The sequence below is a fragment of the Stenotrophomonas sp. Steno-Z1 genome (assembly GCF_056393175.1).
In genome coordinates this window covers 165,202-186,951 of sequence record NZ_JBWJPB010000005.1, presented here as the reverse complement: position 1 = coordinate 186,951, position 21,750 = coordinate 165,202, and the positions used below count along the sequence as shown (strand labels likewise).

At 69.2% G+C, this 21,750-nt stretch carries 22 protein-coding genes; 7 read left to right on the top strand and 15 right to left on the bottom strand.

Annotated elements, in window-relative coordinates; translation table 11 throughout:
- The first annotated feature begins 27 nt into the window (after positions 1-27).
- A complete protein-coding gene (locus AC06FD_RS14750; RefSeq protein WP_394163234.1) occupies positions 28-1,326 on the top strand; it encodes a DUF58 domain-containing protein in 1,299 nt (432 codons plus the stop codon).
- Here the strand turns inward: AC06FD_RS14750 and AC06FD_RS14745 are convergent.
- The 3 genes from AC06FD_RS14745 to AC06FD_RS14735 all read right to left on the bottom strand — a co-directional run bounded on the left by AC06FD_RS14745 (position 1,304) and on the right by AC06FD_RS14735 (position 3,773).
- On the bottom strand, positions 1,304-1,693 hold the full coding sequence (locus tag AC06FD_RS14745; RefSeq protein WP_478078210.1) for a hypothetical protein: 390 nt from the start codon (positions 1,691-1,693) through the stop codon (positions 1,304-1,306). The genes AC06FD_RS14750 and AC06FD_RS14745 overlap by 23 nt on opposite strands.
- Positions 1,694-2,027: 334 nt before the next feature.
- A complete protein-coding gene (locus AC06FD_RS14740; protein WP_394163230.1) occupies positions 2,028-3,206 on the bottom strand; it encodes a glutathionylspermidine synthase family protein in 1,179 nt (392 codons plus the stop codon).
- A gap of 3 nt (positions 3,207-3,209) precedes the next feature.
- Positions 3,210-3,773: a DUF1190 domain-containing protein gene (locus AC06FD_RS14735; protein ID WP_394163228.1), complete on the bottom strand. Its 564-nt coding sequence runs from the start codon at positions 3,771-3,773 to the stop codon at positions 3,210-3,212.
- 204 nt (positions 3,774-3,977) lie between these two features.
- On the opposite strand from AC06FD_RS14735, the gene ilvD reads away from it, so the two are divergent.
- Both ilvD and AC06FD_RS14725 read left to right on the top strand, forming a co-directional pair.
- The gene (gene ilvD / locus AC06FD_RS14730) at positions 3,978-5,816 is read left to right on the top strand and encodes a dihydroxy-acid dehydratase (protein WP_259208682.1); all 1,839 of its coding nucleotides are present in this window, start codon (positions 3,978-3,980) and stop codon (positions 5,814-5,816) included.
- Positions 5,817-5,888: 72 nt separating this feature from the next.
- On the top strand, positions 5,889-6,059 hold the full coding sequence (locus AC06FD_RS14725; RefSeq protein ID WP_478078209.1) for a hypothetical protein: 171 nt from the start codon (positions 5,889-5,891) through the stop codon (positions 6,057-6,059).
- Here the strand turns inward: AC06FD_RS14725 and dinG are convergent.
- Positions 6,040-8,100: an ATP-dependent DNA helicase DinG gene (gene dinG / locus AC06FD_RS14720; protein WP_478078249.1), complete on the bottom strand. Its 2,061-nt coding sequence runs from the start codon at positions 8,098-8,100 to the stop codon at positions 6,040-6,042. The two genes, AC06FD_RS14725 and dinG, sit on opposite strands and share 20 nt — an antisense overlap.
- A 274-nt stretch (positions 8,101-8,374) precedes the next feature.
- On the opposite strand from dinG, the gene AC06FD_RS14715 reads away from it, so the two are divergent.
- On the top strand, positions 8,375-8,800 hold the full coding sequence (locus AC06FD_RS14715) for a hypothetical protein (protein WP_478078208.1): 426 nt from the start codon (positions 8,375-8,377) through the stop codon (positions 8,798-8,800).
- 24 nt (positions 8,801-8,824) lie between these two features.
- On the opposite strand, the gene AC06FD_RS14710 is transcribed toward AC06FD_RS14715, so the two are convergent.
- Together AC06FD_RS14710 and aroE are read right to left on the bottom strand one after the other, a co-directional pair.
- Entirely contained in the window at positions 8,825-9,178 is a 354-nt protein-coding gene (locus tag AC06FD_RS14710; protein WP_259208678.1) for a hypothetical protein, read from the bottom strand.
- A 5-nt stretch (positions 9,179-9,183) separates the two neighbouring features.
- Complete coding sequence (gene aroE / locus AC06FD_RS14705; protein ID WP_259208676.1) at positions 9,184-10,029, bottom strand: shikimate dehydrogenase; 846 nt, start codon at positions 10,027-10,029, stop codon at positions 9,184-9,186.
- A gap of 54 nt (positions 10,030-10,083) precedes the next feature.
- On the opposite strand from aroE, the gene AC06FD_RS14700 reads away from it, so the two are divergent.
- The gene (locus AC06FD_RS14700; RefSeq protein WP_478078207.1) at positions 10,084-10,962 is read left to right on the top strand and encodes a TolB family protein; all 879 of its coding nucleotides are present in this window, start codon (positions 10,084-10,086) and stop codon (positions 10,960-10,962) included.
- Positions 10,963-11,003: 41 nt separating this feature from the next.
- Here AC06FD_RS14700 and AC06FD_RS14695 read toward each other — a convergent pair whose 3' ends face one another.
- The 4 genes from AC06FD_RS14695 to AC06FD_RS14680 all read right to left on the bottom strand — a co-directional run bounded on the left by AC06FD_RS14695 (position 11,004) and on the right by AC06FD_RS14680 (position 13,663).
- Positions 11,004-11,294 carry an SHOCT domain-containing protein gene (locus tag AC06FD_RS14695; protein ID WP_259208670.1) on the bottom strand — a complete coding sequence of 97 codons (291 nt, stop codon included), beginning with the start codon at positions 11,292-11,294 and terminating at the stop codon, positions 11,004-11,006.
- Positions 11,295-11,328: 34 nt separating this feature from the next.
- Positions 11,329-12,318: a porphobilinogen synthase gene (hemB, locus tag AC06FD_RS14690; protein WP_394163217.1), complete on the bottom strand. Its 990-nt coding sequence runs from the start codon at positions 12,316-12,318 to the stop codon at positions 11,329-11,331.
- Positions 12,319-12,358: 40 nt separating this feature from the next.
- The gene (locus AC06FD_RS14685) at positions 12,359-13,276 is read right to left on the bottom strand and encodes a bestrophin family protein (RefSeq protein WP_259208665.1); all 918 of its coding nucleotides are present in this window, start codon (positions 13,274-13,276) and stop codon (positions 12,359-12,361) included.
- A gap of 138 nt (positions 13,277-13,414) precedes the next feature.
- Complete coding sequence (locus AC06FD_RS14680) at positions 13,415-13,663, bottom strand: hypothetical protein (RefSeq protein WP_259208663.1); 249 nt, start codon at positions 13,661-13,663, stop codon at positions 13,415-13,417.
- A gap of 212 nt (positions 13,664-13,875) precedes the next feature.
- Between AC06FD_RS14680 and AC06FD_RS14675 the strand changes: the two genes are divergently transcribed.
- Entirely contained in the window at positions 13,876-14,334 is a 459-nt protein-coding gene (locus AC06FD_RS14675) for a hypothetical protein (RefSeq protein WP_259208661.1), read from the top strand.
- 78 nt (positions 14,335-14,412) lie between these two features.
- Here AC06FD_RS14675 and AC06FD_RS14670 read toward each other — a convergent pair whose 3' ends face one another.
- The 5 genes from AC06FD_RS14670 to AC06FD_RS14650 all read right to left on the bottom strand — a co-directional run bounded on the left by AC06FD_RS14670 (position 14,413) and on the right by AC06FD_RS14650 (position 20,943).
- A complete protein-coding gene (locus tag AC06FD_RS14670) occupies positions 14,413-15,081 on the bottom strand; it encodes a hypothetical protein (protein WP_478078206.1) in 669 nt (222 codons plus the stop codon).
- 328 nt (positions 15,082-15,409) lie between these two features.
- Positions 15,410-17,224, bottom strand: a complete 1,815-nt coding sequence (locus AC06FD_RS14665; protein WP_259208660.1) for a DUF885 domain-containing protein — start codon at positions 17,222-17,224, stop codon at positions 15,410-15,412.
- A gap of 82 nt (positions 17,225-17,306) precedes the next feature.
- On the bottom strand, positions 17,307-17,822 hold the full coding sequence (locus AC06FD_RS14660) for a cytochrome c oxidase assembly factor Coa1 family protein (RefSeq protein WP_478078205.1): 516 nt from the start codon (positions 17,820-17,822) through the stop codon (positions 17,307-17,309).
- A 45-nt stretch (positions 17,823-17,867) separates the two neighbouring features.
- On the bottom strand, positions 17,868-20,096 hold the full coding sequence (locus AC06FD_RS14655) for a S9 family peptidase (protein ID WP_478078204.1): 2,229 nt from the start codon (positions 20,094-20,096) through the stop codon (positions 17,868-17,870).
- A 157-nt stretch (positions 20,097-20,253) separates the two neighbouring features.
- Positions 20,254-20,943 carry a glutathione S-transferase N-terminal domain-containing protein gene (locus tag AC06FD_RS14650; protein ID WP_478078203.1) on the bottom strand — a complete coding sequence of 230 codons (690 nt, stop codon included), beginning with the start codon at positions 20,941-20,943 and terminating at the stop codon, positions 20,254-20,256.
- Between the two features lie 108 nt (positions 20,944-21,051).
- Between AC06FD_RS14650 and AC06FD_RS14645 the strand changes: the two genes are divergently transcribed.
- Positions 21,052-21,687, top strand: a complete 636-nt coding sequence (locus tag AC06FD_RS14645) for a TIGR00645 family protein (RefSeq protein WP_259208653.1) — start codon at positions 21,052-21,054, stop codon at positions 21,685-21,687.
- Positions 21,688-21,750 lie beyond the last annotated feature (63 nt).

The following is a 21,750-nucleotide window of genomic DNA, read 5'->3' as shown; positions in this document are numbered from 1 at the left end:
TACTGCTGACCACGCCGGGCCGCGCGCATGAGGCCGGCCCCGCTGCTGCTGGCACTGATCGTGGCCTGGGGCCTGCTCGGGCTGCCGGTGGTGTTCGGGGCGTGGCCACGCTGGACGTGGGCCGCCTGCGCTGCGGCGATCGCGCTGCTGGCGCTGGTGGACCTGCTGCGGCTGTGGCGGCAACCCTCGCCGAGCATCCAGCGCGAGCTGCCCGAAGCCCTGGCCCTGAACGTGGAACGGCCGGTGACGCTGCGCCTGGAATCCAGCCTGCGCCAGCGTGTGGAGGTGTTCGACCTGGTCCCGGGTGAGTGGTCGCTGCAGGGCCTGCCGCGGCTGCTGGCGCTCAAGCCGATGGTGGCCAGCAGCGTACAGTACCGGCTAACCCCGACCGCTCGCGGGCGCTTCACCTTCGAGGGCGTGCACCTGCGCGTGCATGCGCCGTGGCGGCTGTGGCGGCAGCGCCGCACCCTGCCGCCGGCGTTGACCGTGCGCGTGTACCCGAACTTCGCCCCGCTCACCCGGTTTGCGTTGTTCAGTGCCGAACAGGCCTCGCGGCTGGTGGGCGCGCACCTCAAGCGCCGGCGCGGCGAAGGCACCGATTTCCACCAGATGCGCGAGTACCGCATCGGCGACAGCCTGCGCCAGATCGACTGGAAGGCCACCTCGCGCGCGCGCAAGTTGATCTCGCGCGAGTACCAGGACGAAAAGAACCAGCAGCTGCTGCTGATGATCGACACCGGCCGGCGGATGATGGCCAGCGAAGACGGCCTGTCGCACTTCGATCATGTGCTCAACGCCGCCCTGGTGGTGTCCTACCTGGCCCTGCGCCAGGGCGATGGCGTGGGCCTGTTCGCCAGCGGCGGCGACAGCCGCTGGGTGGCGCCGCAACGCGGCATGGGCGCCATCGACGGGTTGCTGCGCGCCAGCTACGACCTGCAGGCGCAGCCGGTGGCCACCGACTACCTGGCCGCCGCCACCGAACTGAGCCTGCGCCAGCGCCGGCGCTCGCTGGTGATGCTGGTCACCAACGTGCGCGATGAAGACATCGAAGACCTGCTGGCCGCGGTGCGCCTGCTGCAGCGCCAGCACCTGGTCTGCGTGGCCAGCCTGCGCGAACGGGAACTGGACGAGGCCCTGGGCAAGGAGGTGGAGACCCTGCAGGACGCCACCCAGGCCGGCGCGATCGCCCGTTACCTGCAGCAGCGCAGCGACGCGCACGACGCGTTGCGCAGCCATCGGGTGATGGTGCTGGACGTCACCGCCGATGCGTTGCCCGGTGCGCTGGTGGAGCGGTATCTGGCGGTCAAGCGGGACGGGTTGCTGTAGGGGGCGAGGCCTGCCGGCCGACGGTCGGCACCTGGCGGACGGCGTTGGCCTGGGCGATCAGGCGCGCGGTGGCCTTCTGCAGCAGCGCGCGGTTGCGCGCGAGCTTCATCCACTGCGGCAGGCGCGAGAACATCGAGCCATTGGCCACGCCGGCGCGTTCGCGCAGCGGTGCGGCGGCGTAGTCGTGCAGCGCCTGCAGGTGTGCCTGGTTGTAGGCCCACAGCAGACCGGCCCGGGTACGCGTGACCAGCAGCAGCGGCAGGCCGAAGTACGGGTCGTTGGATTCGGCATCGCGCAGCGGCGACCCGCTCACGCTGACCTCGCTGCTGCGGCCGCACTGCGCGCAGTGGGCGGCGAGTGTCGTCAACGGCGGCGATGCCGCTGCGCGATGCGCCTGCGCGCGCACCCACTGGTGCCCGCAGTACCCGCAGGGCCGCTGCCCGCTGTAGCGCACCGGCCCCACCCACGTGCCGGGACCGCACGCCGCGCACCCGCAGTTGTTTCCGTCCTGCAACGCGACGCTGCACGACAGGCAGCGGAAGCGTGCCGTCCTGGAGGACCTGACCACCCAGCCCGGCGCAGCACAGCGATGGCAGCGCACCGCGATGCGATCGGCGTACCGCCACAGGCCATGCCCATCATCCAGGTGGCGTCCGGCCACCGGCGCGGGACGCAGGCTGCGGTTGCGCTGCATCGCCATCTCAGACGTAGATGCGGGTGGGCGCCTGATCGATGATCGCGTGTGGCACGAAGCGGGCGCTGTCGCGGGTGATCCGGCTGTTGTCTTCGCGGATGCCCATGCCACACGCCTGGTCGCCCACCACCCAGCTGCCGACCAGCGGGTAGCCGCCATCGAACGCGGTGAGCGGGTGCGCGGCCTGGCGGATGGCCGGCCCGGTGTACGGGCCCTCGCTTTCCTGCCAGCTGCCGTCGGCCAGGTGCATGGCCACGTTGGCGCCCTCGCGGGAGAACAGCGGCTTGCGTACCCAACCGCGCGGCAGTTCGCTGCCATCGTCGAACTCGGCCGCCAACAGGTTCGGGTGGCCGCGGTGGCGCTGCCACAGCAGGGGCAACACGCCCTTGTTGCTGAGGATCGCCTTCCACGCCGGTTCCAGCAGCTGCACGCCCGAGCCCGGCAAGGCCTGGCCGAAGGACTCGGTCATCAGGTCTTCCAGCGGGTACAGCTTGAACAGGCTGCCGATCACGGTGTCGTCCAGCGCGGTGAACCGCCCGTCCTCGGACAGGCCGATGTCTTCGATGGCGATCGCCTCGCCGCGCAGGCCGGCCTGGGCCGCGCAGTCGCGCAGGTAGGCCACCGTGCCCTGGTCTTCCTCCGAGTTGCCCACCGCACTGAAATACAGCGGCGGCGGCAACTGCGCCGACAGCTGCGCGAAGCGCTCGACCAGCGCTTCATGGATCGCGTTGAACTGGTCGGCGTGTGCCGGCAGGCGGTTCTGGTTGCGCTGGTCTTCCAGCCATTGCCACTGGAAGAACGACGCCTCGAACAGCGAGGTCGGGGTGTCGTAATTGAGCTCGTAGAGCTTGGCCGGGCCGTTGCCGTCGTAGGCGAAATCCAGCCGCCCATACAGGTGCGGCTCGCGACGGCGCCAGCTGTCGGCGATCCAGTCGCGGAACTGCGGCGGGATCGCCAACTGGTCCATCAACTGCTGGCTGCCCACCACCTCCTCGACCAGGTCCATGGCCATCGCATGCAGCTCGGCGCTGGGGTCTTCGATGTCCTGCTCGATCTGGCGCAGGGTGAACGCGTAGTACGCGGTCTCATCCCAGTACGGCAGGCCATCGATGGTGTGGAAACGGAATCCCGACTCCTCTGCCCGGGCGCGCCACTGGCTGCGCTCGGCGATCCGCACGCGCTGCATCGATCAACCGCCCACGCTGCTGCGGCCGCTGCTGGAGCTGCCGAAGCCACCGCGGCTGGCGGTGACCGCACGGTTCGGGGTGGCGTTGACCGGGGCCAGCCCGGCCTTGCCCGCGCCGATCCCGCTGGCGGTGTTCAGGCCGCCGCTGCCGCCCGGGGTCGGACGCGCCCAGCCGTTGGCCTTGTCCTGGTACGCCGGGCTGGCGGCCGGCGCCTGCGCCAGGCCCGCGCCGCGGTTGCTGAGCATCTGCGACATGAAGAAGCCCATCATCATCGGCCCGATGAACGAGTGGCCGGTCGAGGTCTTCTGCTCCACGCACTGCTCGGCGCTGTAATCGGCCTGGCAGGCCTCGCGCGAGGCGTACTTGGGGGCGGCATCGGCCGACTGCTTCTGCGCCTCTGCAAAGGCGGTGCGGCAGCTGGACGGATCGCCGGTGGCCTCGGTACAGGCCTGCACCGAGGTGTACAACCCTTCCTGCACCCGGACGGCTTCTTCCTTCTGGCAGGCGGTGAACAACAGCGGCGCGGCGCTCATCAACAGCAGCGCGGTGGTCCTGGAACGTTTCATGGCGTCATGCCCCCTAATGCGGTTATCCCCTCAATCATGCCTCATCGCCGCGAACAACCAAAACCGGCACAGCCAAGAAGATGAACGGCGTTTCAGCATTCCGGACGACCGGCGGCGCCCGCTTGGTTGCAAACGCAACCGCAATTTTTCGGCAGAATCAAGGCGAAACGCGCCCCCACGGCCCGCCCGATCCTGCCAGCCACCATGCCTGAATACCGCTCCCGCACCTCCACCGCCGGCCGCAACATGGCCGGTGCCCGCGCCCTGTGGCGCGCCACCGGCATGACCGATGGCGACTTCCACAAGCCGATCATCGCCATCGCCAATTCGTTCACCCAGTTCGTGCCCGGCCACGTCCACCTCAAGGACCTCGGCCAGCTGGTGGCGCGCGAGATCGAGCAGGTGGGCGGGGTCGCCAAGGAGTTCAACACCATCGCGGTGGATGACGGCATCGCCATGGGCCACGACGGCATGCTGTATTCGCTGCCGAGCCGCGAGATCATCGCCGACTCGGTGGAGTACATGGTCAACGCGCACTGCGCCGATGCGCTGGTGTGCATCTCCAACTGCGACAAGATCACCCCCGGCATGCTGATGGCCGCGCTGCGCCTGAACATCCCGGTGGTGTTCGTCTCCGGCGGGCCGATGGAGGCCGGCAAGACACGGCTGTCCGAGCACAAGCTGGACCTGGTGGATGCGATGGTGATCGCCGCCGATGAAAGCGCCAGCGACGAGAAGGTCGCCGAATACGAACGCAGCGCCTGTCCTACCTGCGGTTCGTGCTCGGGCATGTTCACCGCCAACTCGATGAACTGCCTGACCGAAGCGCTGGGCCTGTCGCTGCCCGGCAACGGCTCGACCCTGGCCACCCATGCCGACCGCGAGCAGCTGTTCCGCCGCGCCGGGCGCGTGGTGGTGGAGCTGTGCCATCGCTGGTATGGCGGGGAGGATGCCAGTGCGCTGCCGCGCGGCATCGCCACCCACGCCGCGTTCGAGAATGCGATGACCCTGGACATCGCGATGGGCGGTTCGACCAACACCATCCTGCACCTGCTCGCCGCTGCGCAGGAGGCGGGTGTGGACTTCGACCTGCACGCCATCGACGCGTTGTCGCGGCGCGTACCGCAGTTGTGCAAGGTCGCCCCCAACACGCCCAAGTACCACATGGAAGACGTGCACCGCGCCGGCGGCGTGTTCGGCATCCTTGGCGAGCTGGCACGCGGTGGGCTGCTGCACACCGACGTGCCGACCGTGCACAGCCGCACGCTGGCCGATGCCCTGGCGCGCTGGGACGTGGCGGTGAGCAACGATGCCACGGTGCACGACTTCTTCCGCGCCGGCCCGGCCGGCATCCCCACCCAGGTCGCCTTCAGCCAGGCCACGCGCTGGCCGACGCTGGACGTGGATCGTGCGGAAGGCTGCATCCGCGCGGTCGCCCATGCCTACTCGGCCGAAGGCGGGCTGGCGGTGCTGCGCGGCAACCTCGCACCGGATGGCTGCGTGGTGAAGACCGCCGGCGTGGATGAATCCATCCACGTGTTCGAGGGCAACGCGCGCGTGTTCGAAAGCCAGGACGCGGCCGTGGCCGGCATCCTCGCCGACACGGTGGTGGCCGGTGACGTGGTGGTGATCCGCTACGAAGGCCCGCGTGGTGGCCCGGGCATGCAGGAGATGCTGTATCCCACCAGCTACCTGAAATCCAAGGGCCTGGGCAAGCAGTGCGCGCTGCTCACCGATGGCCGTTTCTCTGGCGGCACCTCGGGGCTGTCGATCGGCCACGCCTCGCCGGAAGCGGCCGCGGGCGGGATGATCGGTCTGGTCCGCGACGGCGACCGCATCCGCATCGACATTCCCGCACGCCGCATCGATCTGCTGCTGGACGACGCCACGCTGGCGGCACGCCGCGCCGAACAGGATGCACTGGGCTGGAAGCCGCGCGAGGCACGCCCGCGCAAGGTCACCGGTGCGTTGAAGGCCTATGCGCTGCTGGCCACCAGTGCCGACAAGGGCGCGGTGCGCGACCTCTCCAAGCTGGAAGGGTGACGCGGCCGCCCTGCATGCAGCCGCGTGCCACCTGCGCCAAGGTGCCGGTGGCGTACGGACACAGCGCTTGCGATGGCCGCGTTTTCGCTGCTGTTGGCGGTGGCAGTGAACGCGGCGACGGCGATGCTGGCCGTGCCGGTCGATGCGTTCGACCAGGACCTGGACGGCAGCTGGCGCACGCTGGTTGCCCGCGCGTGGCCGGCGTCGTCGACGGTCCTGCGCGTCAGCCGATCACCCGCTTGAACGGCGGTAGTGCATCGATGATGCGCTTGCCGTAACGACGCGTCAGCAGGCGCGAGTCGAGGATGATCACCCGACCGGTGTCGGTGGAGGTGCGGATCAGGCGACCGGAGAACTGGGTCAGCGTGCGCAGCGCGTGCGGGATCGCGATCAGGTTGAAGGCGTTCAACCGACGGCTTTCGAACCACTCGCTCAACGTGGAGGTCTGCGGGTCGGTCGGCACCGCGAACGGCACCTGGGTGATCACCACCGTGGTGCAGGCCTCGCCAGGCAGGTCCAGGCCTTCGCCGAACGAATTGAGCCCGAACAGCACCGAGCCCTCGCCGGCGGCGGTACGGCGCAGGTGTTCGTCCACCATTTTCTGCTTGGCGCCCTCGCCCTGCACCAGCATCCGCTTGCGCTGTTCGGCCGGCATCAGCCCGGCCACTTTTTCCATCTTCCAGCGCGAGGTGAACAGCACGATGCTGCCCTTGTCCCAGTCCAGTTCCTTGACCAGGTACTTGGCCACTTCCCTGGGATGCCCTTCCTTGTCGTCCGGCGTGACCGGGAACGCCGGCACGATCAGCTGGGCCTGGTTGGGCAGGTCGAACGGCGAGGCCAGCGAGACCATCTCGGCCTCGGCGGGAATGCCGTTGTCGATCGCCAGCGACTGGAAATCGCCGCCGCCGGTGAGCGTGGCCGAGGTCATCACCACCGAATCCACTTCGTCCCACAGCAGCTTGCGCAGCACGTGCGCGGCCGAGACCGGCGAGCCGTGCAGGATGAAATCCCCCTCGCGCGACATCGTGACCCAGCGCGCCATCGGCGGCTGGCCTTCCTTGTCTTCGCGGCGCCAGGCCGTCCACAGGTTGTGCTGCTGCTCGATCATCTCCAGCGCCATGCCCAGGTTGCGCTGCAGGCGCTCGCGCGCGGCGTCCTCGGGCTTGCCCTTGGCCACCTGGCCCAGCGCGGCATGGGCCCAGTTGAACAGGCTGCGGGTGTCATCGGCGATGGCCTCGATGTCGGCCATCCAGATCTCCGGCAGGCGGCCGTTGGGCGCGCGCCACATCGGCTCCTGCGCGGCCGGGTCCGGGCGCCAGCTGCGGTCGATGACATCGCGGAAGGCCTTGAGCTGCTTGCTGACCTTGGCCGCCGCCTCGATGGCCTCGTTGGGCAGCAGGTTGCCCAGCTTGTCCTTGTCCACCGCGCGGTAGGACGCGGCGATCAGCACCTGCAGGCGGCCGGTGCGCTTGGCCATCTCGTCCAGGGCCAGGCTGGCCGCCCCCTGGTCGATGGCCACGCTGCCGATGTGGTGGCCTTCGTCGAGCACCAGCAGCATGTCCGAGGGCGGAGCGATCAACGGCTGGCCATTGTCGCTTTCGCCGATGGACAGCGCCGACAGCAGCAGCGCATGGTTGGTGACCACGATCTGCGCCTCGCGCACGGTGTTGCGCGAGCGCAGTACCGCGCACTGCGCCGAGTAGGCGCACTTGCGCCCGGCACAGCCGGAGGCGGGCGTGGTGATGCGCGAGCGCAGCGTGTTGCTGATGGTTTCCGGGGCGTTGTCGAGGTCGCCGTTCCAGCGCCCCTCCAGGAACGCCTTGCTCAGCGTCTGCGCCTGGTCCATCTCGATCGGCGCCAGTGGCCGGTCGAACAGCGGCTGCTCGTCGTCGAACATGCCTTCCTGGGCACCGTCGCCATGCGCTTCGGCGGCGTTGCGGGTGCACAGGTAGCGGGTGCGGCCCTTGGCCAGCGCCACGGTGGCCTCGATGCCGGTGGCCTTGAGGAAATTGGGGATATCGCGCTCGACCAGCTGCGACTGCAATGCCACGGTGCCGGTGCTGATCACCAGCTTCTTCTTCGTGGCCAGCGCGATCGGCACGCCGGCGGTGAGGTAGCCCAGCGACTTGCCCACCCCGGTAGGCGCCTCGACCACGCCCACGCCCCCGCTGTGCGAGAGCGCACGCGAGACCACGCCGATCATCTGGCTCTGCGAACGCCGGGTACTGAAGCCGGGGGTATTGGCCTGCAGCTTGGCGTAGGCATCGCGGATGGCGGCCTTCATGTCGTCGTTCAGCGCCCGCGGGGCTTCAACTTTTTCGGTCACGCCAAGAGCTACCTGCCTGGATCACGGCGGGTATTTTCTCACGAGCGGGAGGCGGGAACCGGCGCGGATTTCCGCGCCGGTTCAGATCCGCGATAGTCCCGGTCTGCACGGCGCTGCCCACGCGCCGGACAGCGGCCGGCGCTATCATCCCGCCGGCATGGCCCCATTCGGGAAGGGCGGGCGATCACGCTACCGCCCCCGCCCGCCTGCACCCCATCAAGGAGAGATCGTCATGGATACGCCCGCTGCGCTGCCCCTGGACCTGGCAGCCATCGCGCTGTTGCGCGCACCGCTGCACCAAGTGTCCATCGCTGCAAACGTCCTGCGCCTGATCGGGCACCCCGGCACGCTGCCCACGTCACCCGATTGGGTGGTGGCGGCAAGCCCGGACCACCGCGTGGTGTTTACCCAGCTCATCAGCACGTCGGCGGCCATGCGCGATGGCGCCTACGAGTACCTGCTGCTGATCGACGGACGACCGATCATCATTGCCTTCCAGCTCGGTGCCCCCGACACCCCCGGGCATGCGTGGATCCTCCCGACCGGTGCATGGCAGGCGTTTCCGTTGCCTTTGCTGCAGGCACTGGCCGATCGGGCCGCCATCATCTCCACCAACGACAGGCAGCCCTTCGTGTGGCGACCGTCGCCCGGACAGTGAGCGCGGCAGCCCGTGCGCTGTCGCTCAGCCCGCCGGCGCCGGGGCGCGGCCGCGCAGCGCGCGGGTCATCGCCCACACCAGCAGCACGATCGCCAGCGCATCCACCAGGCCGAGCACGAAGCGCGCGCCGCCCAGCCACATCACCATGCCCTGCATGGACGCGTAATCGCCCTGCTGCACCAGCCACTGCGGCACGATGTTCACCAGCAGCCCGGCCAGCGTGGTCAGGGCCAGCAGGCCCAGCGCCCACAGCGCCACGCTGCGTACCGCCCCACGCGGGCTGTCGGCCACCCACACCACCGATACCGCCAGCGCGATCAGGATCGGCAGGCGCATGGCCACCGTGCCCAGCACCGCCATCAGCAATTCCAGGTTCATCGCGCTCAGTCCTCGCCGGCCAGCGCGTGTTCGGCGCGCAGCTCGGCGTACACCGCGTCGGTCTGCGGGCGCACCGCATGCCACTGCAGGAAGCTCTCGGCCGCCTGCTCGACCAGCATCCCCAGCCCGTCGACCACGTTGCGGCAGCCGGCCGAGCGCGCCCAGGCGCTGAAGGCGATCGCCGCCTCGCCGTAGTTGAGGTCCACCGCGGTGGTCATGCTGTTGACCAGGCCCAGCGGCAGCGTGAATTCATTGGCGCGGTCGCGGCCGGCCGAGGTGGCGTTGATGATCAGCTCGAAGTCGCCCAGCTCGCGGATGTCTTCCCAGTAGCGGGTGATCGCGCGGCCCGGCTCGCCCATGGCGTCGATCAGCGCGTCGGCACGCTCGGGCGTGCGGTTGACCACCACCAGCTCCAGGATGCCGGCATCCAGCAGTGCCGGGGCCACGCTGCGCGCCGAACCGCCGGCCCCGATCAGCAGCGTGCGGCGGCCGCGCAGGTCCAGGCCGTGGCGATCGGTGAGGTCGCGGACCAGGCCGATGCCATCGGTGGTATCACCGTGCCAGCGCTCGCCCTTGCGCAGCAGCGTGTTGACCGCGCCGGCGCGGCGCGCGCGCGAGGTCAGCGTGGTGCACAGCGCGAAGGCGGCCTCCTTGTGCGGGGCGGTGACGTTGGCGCCGACACCGCCCTCGGCGGCAAAGGCCTCCAGCGCTGCGGCGAACTCGGCCGGGCTGGCCTCTATGGCGCGGTACTCCACCGCGATGCCTTCCTGGCGGCCGAACGCGGCGTGGATGCGCGGCGACTGCGAGTGCGCGATGGGCTGGCCAAATACGGCGTAATGGTCGGCGGTCATGGGTGTGTCTGCTCCGGGCCTAGAATGGAACGCAAACCCCCAACGGAAGCGGCTATGCGCACTCCATTGTCACTGCTCGCGCTGAGCGTCAGTTTACTCTCCACACCGCAGGCGATGGCGCTTTCCGAGTTCGGCATCGAGGGCATGGGCGTGGTCTCGACCAAGGCCAACGAGGGCCAGGCCACGATCTCGCCCGACGGCCAGCGCATCGTCTGGGCCTCCGACCGCGCCGGCGGCGCCGGTGGCTGGGACCTGTGGCAGGCGGTGCAGCGTGACGGCCGCTGGCAGGACCCCACGCCGCTGGCGTTCAACAGCGCCGCCGATGACCTCGATCCGTACTTCAGCCATGACGGTGCCTGGCTGTACTTCGCCTCCAACCGCAGCGGCGGGCGCGGCGGCTTCGACCTGTACAGCGTGATGCTGCACGAGGACGGCAGCGTGGGGCCGGTGATGTCGATGCCGGTGACCATCAACACTGCCGCCGACGAGCGGTACCCGGCCGTGCGCCCGGATGGCCAGGCGCTGCTGTTCGCCCGCAACGGCACGGGCAAGGCCACCCACGGTGGTTTCGACCTGTACGTGGCAACCGCGCAGGGCCGGGGCTTCAACCCGCCAACGGCGCTGCCGGCGCCGCTCAACAGCGCGGCCGACGAACTGGGCGGCGAGTGGCTGGGCAACGACGGGGCACTGGTCATCACCCGGGGCGCGGGCGCCCGCACACAGGTGTGGCGGGTGGGCTGCGACTACCGGCAGCCGGCCACGCCGCTGGTGCTGTCCTTCAACACGGCCGACGGGCAGACCGGCGCGCCGGTGGTGGACGCGTCCAAGCCGTCCGAACTGGTGCTGGCAGGCGTGGCCCGCGCACCGCGTGCCGGCGGGCTGGACCTGTACCGGATGAAGGCGCCCGCGGCGCCAGACGGGGCCTGCCGCTGAGGACCTGGCCGGTTGCCGGCGCAGTCATGCGTGGCCTGGCGCTACGCGCCGGTTGCGGTGCCCTGGCCGGGGCGCAGCAGCGCGGCACGCTGCTGTTCGTACTGCGCTTCGCTGATCTCGCCGTTGTCCTTGCGCTGGTTCAACGCGGCCAGCTGCGCCTGCAGTGCAGGGGCCAACTGGCTGTCACGCGCCACCCGCGCGGCCGCGGACGGCTGCTCCGGCGGTCGCTTGGCCGCGCGCAGCACGCCGCGGATGACCAGCCCGATCACCACCGCGAAGGCCAGCACCCCGGTGCCCCAGGTCAGCCACTGCACCCATCCCATTGTCTGCATCGTCGTCGTCCTGTGTGCGTGTGGGCGCGTATTGTCAGCGCTCGCGCAGCCAACGCGCCACCTGCGGGGCGAAATAGGTCAGCACGCCATCGGCGCCGGCACGCTTGAAGCCGATCAGCGATTCCAGCACGCAGGCGCGTTCGTCCAGCCAGCCGTTGGCGAAGGCGGCCTTCATCATCGCGTACTCGCCACTGACCTGATAGGCGAAGGTGGGCACCCCGAACTGCTGTTTCACCCGGCGCACCAGGTCCAGGTAGGGCATGCCCGGCTTGACCATCACCATGTCCGCGCCCTCTTCCAGGTCCAGCGCGATCTCGCGCATCGCCTCGTCGCCGTTGGCCGGGTCCATCTGGTAGGTCTTCTTGTCGGCCTTGCCGAGGCTGGCCGAGCTGCCCACCGCATCGCGGAACGGGCCATAGAAGGCCGAGGCGTACTTGGCCGAGTAGGCCATGATGCGCACGTTGACGTGCTCGTCGGCATCCAGCGCGCGGCGGATCGCGCCGATGCGTCCATCCATCATGTCCGACGGCGAGATGATGTCCACGCCGGCCTGCGCATGCGACAGCGACTGCTTGACCAGCGCGGCGACGGTGATGTCGTTGAGCACGTAGCCCTTGTCGTCGATGATCCCGTCCTGGCCATGGGTGGTGTACGGGTCCAGCGCCACGTCGGTCATCACCCCCAGCTCGGGGAAGCGCGACTTCAGCGCGCGGATCGCGCGCTGCGCCAGGCCGTTCTCGTCCCAGGCCGCGGCCGCATCCAGCGACTTGCCGGCCGGGTCGATCACCGGGAACAGGTCGATCACCGGGATGCCCAGTTCCAGCGCCTCTTCGGCCACCTTGAGCAGTTCGTCGATGGAGAGCCGCTCCACGCCCGGCATCGAGGCCACCGGCGCGCGGCCGGCCAGGTCGTGCACGAATACCGGATAGATCAGGTCATCGGTGGTGAGCGTGTTTTCGCGCATCAGGCGGCGCGAAAACTCATCGTGGCGCATGCGGCGGGGGCGATAGTCGGGGTGGGCCATGGGAATGCTCCGTAACGGTATGCGGGGGGCGCGGCAGGTGTTACTGCAGCAGGTAGCGATGCGGCTGCAGCGGCGCGGGCAGGGGCGCCACGCCGAGGCTGTCGAGCAGGTCGATTTCGATGGTGCGCACCAGCGCATCCAGCGGCAGGTCGTTGGGCTCCAGGCCGAACGGCTCTTCCATCTCTTCGCCCAACTGGTCCAGGCCGAAGAAGGCATAGGCCAGCACCGCCGACACCACCGGGGTGGCCCAGCCCAGCGAACTGGCCAGGCCGAACGGCAGCAGCACGCAGAACATCCACGCGCAGCGGTGCAGCAGCAGGGTGTAGGCGAACGGCAGCGGCGTGGAAAGAATGCGTTCGCAGCCGGCCTGGATGCTGGACATCGCATGCAGGCGCGTTTCGAACTGGCTGTACAGGATCGGGTCCAGGCGCCCGGCGCGCAGCGGCTCGGCCAGGTCGGCGGCGATCATCGCCAGCAACTGGTCCGGGGCGTTGAGGCGTGCGCCGAAACGCGCGTGGTCCTCATCGCCCACCCACGGCAGCGCGGCGAGCACGGCATCGCGGCCGCGCAGCTTGGCCGCCAGCGCATGGGCGAAGCCGATCCCGAGCCGGCAGATGCGCGTGCGGCGCGGCGCGTCGTCGGCCAGCAGCGCCGTGCACAGCCGTGCCAGGCTGCGCGATTCGTACACCAGTTGGCCCCACAGCTTGCGCCCTTCCCACCAGCGCTCGAAGCAGGCGTTGTTGCGGAAACTGAGGAAGATCGACAGCACCAGGCCCAGCAGGGTGAACGGCGCAACCGAGACGCGCTCGATGCCCGGCGGGTGCCAGACCTCGGCGAAGGCGGCCACGGCGATGGCCAGCAGCAGGATCGCCAGCACCTTGGGGGCCACCGCCGGGACGATGGAGCCGCGCAGGATGTACAGCAGTTGCCAGCCGTGGGGACGAGGACGAATGATCATCGAAAGCGGATGTGGCGCCCGGACGGGCGTGGGCCAGTGGCGGACGCGCCCCGACAGCCGAAGATTGTACGCCCCTGCGCGCCGGTGCCCGGCCACTGCGACCGATGGTCGCATCCCGGGTACGACAGGCGGACCGGCTCAGACGATGCCGCCACCCAGGCTGAGCCGGACGATGCCCACCACCACCACGATGCCGTTGAGCACCAGGCCGGCCCAGGCCCGGCCACGCTTGCTCGGGTGGGTGAACAGGATGCCGAGGGCGGCGATCACCGCGCCCACCGCCGCGAACGGGATCAGGAACCAGTTGCCCCAGCCCAGCAACGGGATCAGGGCCAGGACCATCCACAGCAGCGCCAGGATGCCCCACAACAGACTGATCAACCCCATGCCAGGCTCCTTCGGTGATGTTGGCGCCACCATAGCCTAAATCCGGGGCATGGCTGACGCGTTCATCGGCGCCCGGCGCCGGCCAGCCGGACCACGGCACGCCGCTCACCTGGACAGTGCTAGCGTGAAGATCACGAGGTTGGCACCGATTCAGTGGTCGCCACCGATGATCGCGCCACGGGCCGATGGTCCCTACCGAACAGGGGTGATGCATGAACATCCGAATGACTGCCGTACTGGGCGCGCTGCTGGCCGTCGCCGGCTGTGCCAGTACCTCCAAGGTGATGCTGGGCCAGGCGCGGGCGCCGGTGGACCCGGCCAGCGTGCAGATCTATTCCACGCCGCCGGCCGGCTCGGTGGAAATCGCGCAACTGGAGTCGTCCAGCGCGGTCGGTTTCGGCACGCAGGGCCAGACCGATGCGGCCGTCATGCGGCTCAAGCGCGAGGCCGCCGCCCTCGGCGCCAATGGCGTGATCCTGATGGGCGTGGGCTCCAGCGGTTCGCCGGTGGGCATGTCCGTCGGCGCCGGCAGCTACGGCTCGCACGTGGGCGGTGGCGTCGGCATCGGCATCCCGACCACGCAGAAGCGCGCGGCCGGCGTGGCCATCTGGGTCCCGAACCCGCCGCCGGCGCCGCGCCTGCCGACGCAGACGATCACGCCGACGCGGTAACCAGCGCCGCGGTGGGCCACGACCCTGGGGCCTGGCGCCAGGGCCTGCGCGCCATCGCGGCCGGCCAGCTCGACGGAGTCAGGCCGGCGTTGCCGCGCTGGCTCGCCTTCGGCCTTGGCGGTGAGATGGCTGCCAGCGCCCCGGCTCTGCATCCGCATGGGCACCAAGCGGCGGTCTGGGTCGATCCGGCCGGGTATCACGAATGTCGTTGTTTTCATTGACGCGGAAGCGCCGCATATCGCGCTTGACCAGGACATCGCCAATGAGTTCGTAGCGCAGCTTTCCGACCCGGAATGCGGCGCTGAACCCGCGCGGAGATTCCCATATTTCCACCCTGGCGCCCTGTACACCTGCCGCCGCAGCCGCTCCCTCCCGTGCGTGCACGGTCCCTGACCAGAGCAAACCTCTCGGCGCCCGCATCTCCCGTTTCGGGCGGCCGCGCGCATCGGTTTCGTACACCCACTCGCCAGCGGATCGCGCGGAAGGATCGGGTGTCTCCCGTATCAGCAGCAACGTCATATCGTAAAGATCGACGCTGATGTCCTGTGCCTGCAGCGCAGTCGGATTGAGGTGGACCCGGCGAACCCAGTCCACTTCGGCGTCGCGGTGACGCTGGCGCTGCATGTCATCGACGTCGATGCCTGACGTCGGTATCTCGATAAAGGGCTCTGCCGCGGAAGTAGAAAGCATCGTAAGCAAAAACAGCCCAACCCCGACGCCTGTACGCCAGGCCGTCCTGGATGCCATGCGACGATCCTCCGCTGAAAACCCATCACTGGATCAGCCGCGCATGTGGTCGTGACGTCAGCCACTGCGCCTGCCTGAGAAGAAGGTGCAGGGCCGAGACTGGCTCTGGGGGCAGAGCGAGGCGGGGTGGCGCATCACACTATCAGTGGAATCATCAGCGGGCGCCGAGTGCATTGCCGACGCCTTGCGCCTCGCCTGCGCCGTTGCGCAGCACGCATGTTCATGGCTGCTGCGTACAAAGGAATGCCGCAAGGAGACACGCCACGACCCTGGGTCGTGGCGTGCGTGACGGCGCACCGGCGCACGGTCGGCGCCTGCCGGCGAGGCGTCAGCGCTTGGTGGCGTTTTTGTAGGTCGGCACGAAGACGTCATTGACCGCCTTGGCCAACTGGTCCGGCGGCAACAGGCCCTGGTCGAGCAGGAAGTTGTTGAAGGCCAGGCGGTCGAAGCGATCGCCCAGCGCCAGCTCGGTCTGCATGCGCAGTTCCAGGATGCGGGTGTAACCGTAGAAGTAGCTGCCGGCCTGGCCGGGCATGCGCACCATGTAGCGGTCCAGTTCCTGGGTGGCCATCGCCTTGGACAGGCCGACCTCGTCGATCAGCACGCGCTCGGCGCTGGCGCGGTCGATCAGGCCCAGGTTGAGCATCGGGTCGAGCATGGCGCGTGCGGCGCGCAGCAGGCGGAACTGCAGCGCGATCAGCTGCCCGTCCAGCGGTTCGTAGGGCACCATCTCCGCCTCGGCATACAACGCCCAGCCTTCGACGTTGACCGAGTTGAACGCGAACATGGTGCGCGCCAGCGAGATGCCGCGCTCGACCATCGCGGTGAACTGCAGTTCGTGACCGGGGCGCCCTTCATGCGCGCTCAGCGTCCACGCGGCCGAGCCGAAATTGAAGTCGTCGTACTGCGCGGCCTTGTCGCCGGCGGCCGGGTTGCCCAGCGGCAGCACGAAGGTGCCCTGCTGGCCGGTGTTGCCGACCAGCGGGGCCGGCAGGAAGTGCGGGGCCGGCGACGCGGCGCTTTCGGCAGCCGAGCCCAGGCGCATCTGCATCGGGCGCTGCGGCACGTCCACGATCTTTTCCTTGCGGATGATCGGGTCGATGGCATCGATCACGCCCCGGTAGTGGTGCTCGAGCTGGTCGTCGGCGATCTTGTCGCCCTTCAGCGCGCGCACCACCGCGACCGGATCGGTCGGATCGGCGACCTTGAGGCCCTTGGCCTGGGCCACCAACGGCGACAGCTGGCGCATCGCCGAACGGGTTTCCATGAACTCCAGCTGCGCACGCTGCATCAGCACCGCCGGGGCGATGTCGATGCCCACGCGCTTGAGCTGGTAGGCATACAGCGGCTCGGGCAGGCGGGCATCGGTGCGCGCCTTGGGCAGCACGTCCTTGCGGGTCCAGTCGCGGTACTCGCGCAACTGGGTGGCGATGGTCTTCAGCGCCTCGTCGGCGCCGGCCACCTTGTACTTGCCGAACAGCTGCTCGATACCCGTGATGTAGGTGTCCACGTTGGCCAGCGACTGCTCGACCTCGATCTTCGTCGGCTGCAGCAGGGTCTTGTCACCCAGGCGCTCTGCATAGCGCTGGCGCGACAGCGTGGTCACCGGCTGGGTGCCGGGCGCCAGGCCGGCGTAGGCCTTCAGGCGGTCCAGCGCCTTGGCGCGGCGCTCGGCCGAGACCTGATCGGAGAGCAGCATGTTGATGCCGCTGAACACGGTCTGCGGGGTATCGCTCCACGGCAGCAGGTACTTCTCGTTGAGCTCGCTGCCTTCGATGTTCTGGTCGGCGGCCGCGATCATGATCGCCAGGTCTTGGCGCACGTTGGGGTCGCGCTCGGTGGCCAGCCTGGACTGCAGCTCGCTGCGCGCCTTGGCCATGGCGGCGCGGTAGCGGGCGCCGTTGTCGGGGCCGAAGTCGGCCACCTTGTCGTCGTAGCCGGGCACGCCGAAGAAGCCGGTTTCTTCCGGCTGGAACGGGCCCTGCGCGTCCAGCAGGATCTGCGCCAGCTGGTTGCTGCGGGTGACCCAGGCCGGGCTTTCCGGCGTCTTGCTGGCGGCCGCCTTGGCAGCCAGGGCCGGCGGCGCACTCAGCGCGGCGGGAACGGAAAGGGCCAACGCGACGGCAAGGACTAGCGGCTTCATGCAGGACTCCCGGATGACGGATGCCCGTGACCCTACGCACTCGGCGCACGGGCGGCAATCGGCCGGAGGTCATGCGCCGGGCTCAAACCTCCAGCGGCGGTGCCAGCCCCGGGCAGTCGCCCTGCGCGCGACAGGCCTCCAGCGCGCATTGGGTGGCCGCTTCGGCGTCGTCCAGCGCGGTCAGGTCGATCGGTTCGGCGTCCTTGACCAGCACGTAGAGCATCGGATAGTCCCACCGGCCCTGCGCGCGGTCGGCCTGCAGGAACAGCCGGCCCTTGCCGCGCGGGCCGCTGAGGTGGACCACGAACTGGCTGGAGCCGGTACCGCTGCTGTCGGTTTGGATGCCACCCATCGGCAGGAGCCCGTCCTGGATCGGCTCGCCCAGGTGCGCCACCAGGTCCACGCTGCAGCGCGCGCGCCGCATGGCTTCCTGGTAGGGCTCGCTGCCACGGGCCATCCTCGACACCTGCTGCAGCCCGAACCAGCCGGCGCCGGCCGCGGCCGTGATCGTCAGCAGTGCGGCCAGCGGCACTGCCCAGCGCCAGTGGCGTGCCCACCAACCCCGGGGGTGGGTGGGAAGCGGGGGTGGCAGGGTCATCGGCGTCCTCCTTGTCGTGCCGGTGGTGCGGTGTGCGGGCTGCGCTTACGGTGCCAGGCAGCGCCCCAGGAAGTCCTCGGCCAGGCGGTAGCGGTGCAGCGCATTGCTGCCCGACAGACCGTGCTTGGCGCCCGGGTAGGTCATCAGTTCGAACGGCTGCCCGCGCTTCTGCAGTGCGCTCATCAGCGAGGTGGAATTGGTGAACAGCACGTTGTCGTCGGCCATGCCATGGATCAACAGCAGGCGCGAGCGCAGCCCGTCGATGTGGGCCAGCACGCGCGCCGCTTCATAGCCCTTCGGGTTGTTGGCCGGCAGGTTCATGTAGCGCTCGGTGTAGTGACTGTCGTACAGCCCCCAATCGGTGACCGGCGCGCCGGCCACGCCGCAGGCGTAGGTATCGGAGGCCTTGGCCAGCAGCATCAGGGTCATGTAGCCGCCGTTGGACCAGCCCTGCACGCCGATGCGCGCCGGGTCCACCCAGGCCTGCTGCTTGAGCCAGGCCACGCCACGCAGCTGGTCGGCCACTTCCACCGTGCCCTGCACGCCGTACAGCGCGCCACCGAAGTCACGGCCGCGGCGCGGGGTGCCGCGGTTGTCCAGCGAGAACACCACATAGCCGTGCTGGGCCAGGTACTGGTTGAACAGATGGTCGCCGCGGCCGGGCCAGCTGTCGGTGACGGTCTGGCTGGCCGGGCCACCGTAGACGTACACCACCACCGGGTAGCGCTTGGCCGGATCGAAACCGGCCGGCTTGATCACGCTGTAATGCAGGTCGGTCGTGTTGTCGGCCGCCTTGAGGGTACCGAACTCCACCGGGCGCTGCGCGTCCAGGTAGCGCGCATACGGGTGCTGCGGATCCTGCAGGTTGTTCTCGACCAGCGTGGCGATCTTCTCGCCGTTGGCGCGGTACAGCGCGATCTGCGGCGGCGTGGTGGTGTTGGACCAGCTGTCCACGTAGACGCTGGCATTTTTGGCGAAGCTGGCGCTGTGCATGCCCGGCGCCTGCGAGAGGCGCCGCGGCGTGCCGCCCTGCAGCGGCACCGCATAGATCTGGCTCTCGCGCGGGGAGTCCACGCCGGCACGGAAGTAGACCGTGCCGGCCGCTTCGTCCACGGCCAGCAGTTCATCCACCGGCCAGGCGCCGGCGGTCAGCGCGGTGACAGTCTTGCCGTCCTCGGACACGCGGTACAGGTGCTCGTAGCCGGTGCGCTCGGAGGACCACAGGAAGCCGCCCTGCTTGAGGAAGCGCAGGCTGTTGTGCAGCGGCACCCAGGTCGGCGAGGTTTCGCTGACCAGCGTGTGCTGCGCGCCACTGGCCAGGTCGGCCTGGACCAGGTCCAGGCGCTTCTGGTCGCGCGACTGGCGCTGGAAGGTGAGCCGTTGCGGATCGCGCCAGTCCACGCGCGCCAGGTAGATGTCCGGGTTGCGGCCGAGGTCGATCCAGCGCGGCGCGGCATCGGCCTTGGGCGCGATCACGGCCAGCTTGACGGTGACGTTGTGGTCGCCGGCAGCCGGGTAGCGCTGCTCGATCATCTCGGTGCGGTCGGCGTACATCTCATAGCGCTTCTGCACCGGCACCGGGCTTTCATCGATGCGGGCGAAAGCGATCGCCGAATCGTCCGGCGCCCACCAGTACCCGGTGTGGCGGTCCATCTCTTCATCGGCGACAAACTCGGCCACGCCATTGCCGATGGTGTCGCTGCCATCGCGGGTGAGCTGGATCTGCTGGCCGCTGGCCAGGTCGATCACCCACAGGTTGCGCGCCCGCACGAAGCTGACAAAGCCGCCCTTGGGCGAGAGCTTGGCATCGGTGGCGAAACCTTCGCCGTGGGTGAGCTGGCGTACCGCCGCCTTGCCCTGCTTGCCCAGGTCGTACAGGTACAGCTCGCCGCCGAGCGGAAACAGCAGCGTGCGTGCGTCGGGCGACCACTGGTAATCGACGATGCCGGTCATCGCGGCGATGCGCTGGCGCTCGCGGCGGGCCTTCTCGGCGTCGCTCAGGGTTTCTTCGCCCGGCAGCACCACCTTGGAGTCGACCAGCAGGTGGGTCTTGCCGCTGGCGATGTCGTACGCCCACAGGTCCAGCTGGTTGCGGTCGGCGTCCTTGCCGCGCAGGAAGCTGACCTGCGAGCCGTCCGGGGCGACCTTGGGTTTCATCAGGGTCGGGCCGGACAACGGCAACGGGCCGGTGATGGCGTCCAGGGTCAGCTTTTCAGCGTGGGCGAGCGTGGTCGAAGCGAGCATGAGGGCAAGTGAAGCAAACAGGTGGCGCATGAAGGATTCCGGCAGCGTCTGGACGTTCCCCGCCCGCCTGGGGCGGACGGGGAGCAGTTCATCCTAACCAAAAGCCTTGCGGTCGTGCCGGGGTGGCCGGTGCCCCGGCCGCGCCATGCATTGCCGGGCGCTGGCCAACGGCCGGCACTTCCCGGGCTCAGCGCTGACCGAACAGGTGCTTGCGCTCTTCTTCGCTGAGCGGCTTGCCGGCATCCGGGTTGACCTGCTGGCGCAGCGCGTAGGCACGCTGGGTGGCCGGGCGCGCGGCGATGGCCTCGCGCCAGCGCTTGAGGTGCGGGAAGGCGGCAAAATCCACGGGCAGCTTGTCGTAGGCGCCGATCCACGGGTAACTGGCCATGTCGGCGATGCTGTAGTCGTCCCCGCCGAGGAAGGCGCTGCCGGCCAGGCGCTTGTCCATCACCCCGTGCAGGCGGCGCACCTCGTTGTTGTAGCGCTCGATGGCGTAGGGGATCTGCTCGGGCGCGTAGACGTTGAAGTGGCCCATCTGCCCGCTCATCGGGCCCAGCCCGGCCATCTGCCAGAACAGCCACTCCAGCACCGCCACCCGGCCGCGGGCATCGGATGGCAGGAAGCGGCCGGTCTTCTCGGCCAGATACAGCAGGATCGCGCCGGACTCGAACACGCTCTGCGGGGCGCCGCCGTCGGCGGGCTGGTGGTCGACCAGGGCCGGCATCTTGTTGTTGGGCGAGATCGCCAGGAATTCGGGCTTGAACTGGTCGCCGGCGCCGATGTTGACCGGCTTGATCTGGTACGGCAGGCCCAGCTCTTCCAGCAGCAGCGTGACTTTGTGGCCGTTGGGGGTGGGCCAGTAGTACAGATCGATCATGGCGACGCACTCGCGGATAGGGAAGCTGGAGTCTAGTGCGTCGGTTGGGTGGCGGCGTCATCGCGGACCCGTTAACCTGCCGCGTCCCCCGCAACGCAGCATTCCAGCATGAGCGCCACCGAGAAGCCCATCAGCCCCCTGTCGTCCCTGATCTTCGCCTCGCGCTGGCTGCAGCTGCCGCTGTACCTGGGCCTGATCCTGGCGCAGTGCGTGTATGTGTTCCTGTTCGGCAAAGAGCTGTGGCACCTGCTGCACAAGGCCAACAGCATGGGCGAGCAGGAAATCATGCTGCTGGTGCTGGGGCTGATCGACGTGGTGATGATCTCCAATCTGCTGGTGATGGTGATCGTGGGCGGCTATGAGACCTTCGTTTCGCGCCTGCGCCTGGAAAACCACCCCGACCAGCCGGAGTGGCTCAGCCACGTCAATGCCAGCGTGCTCAAGGTGAAGCTGGCGCTGTCGATCATCGGCATCTCCTCGATCCACCTGCTGAAGACGTTCATCGCCGCCGGCAGCCTGGACAGCCTTCCCTCCTGCAACAGCGATGTCTACATCCAGGCCGTGGCGACCGCTGTCGCGGCCGCCGGCCCGACCGCCGCCGCTGCCTTCAAGTGCACCGCCTTCACCTCCACCGGGGTGATGTGGCAGACCATCATCCATGCCGCCTTCATCCTGTCGGCGATCGGCATCGCCTACACCGACAAGCTGATGAGCGGTACGCCCAGCAAGACGCTGTCGCACTGACGCTTGCCCGGCGGCGCCGGCATCGGTCACGATGCCGGCCTGCCCTCGCCGCCCGGCCCCAGG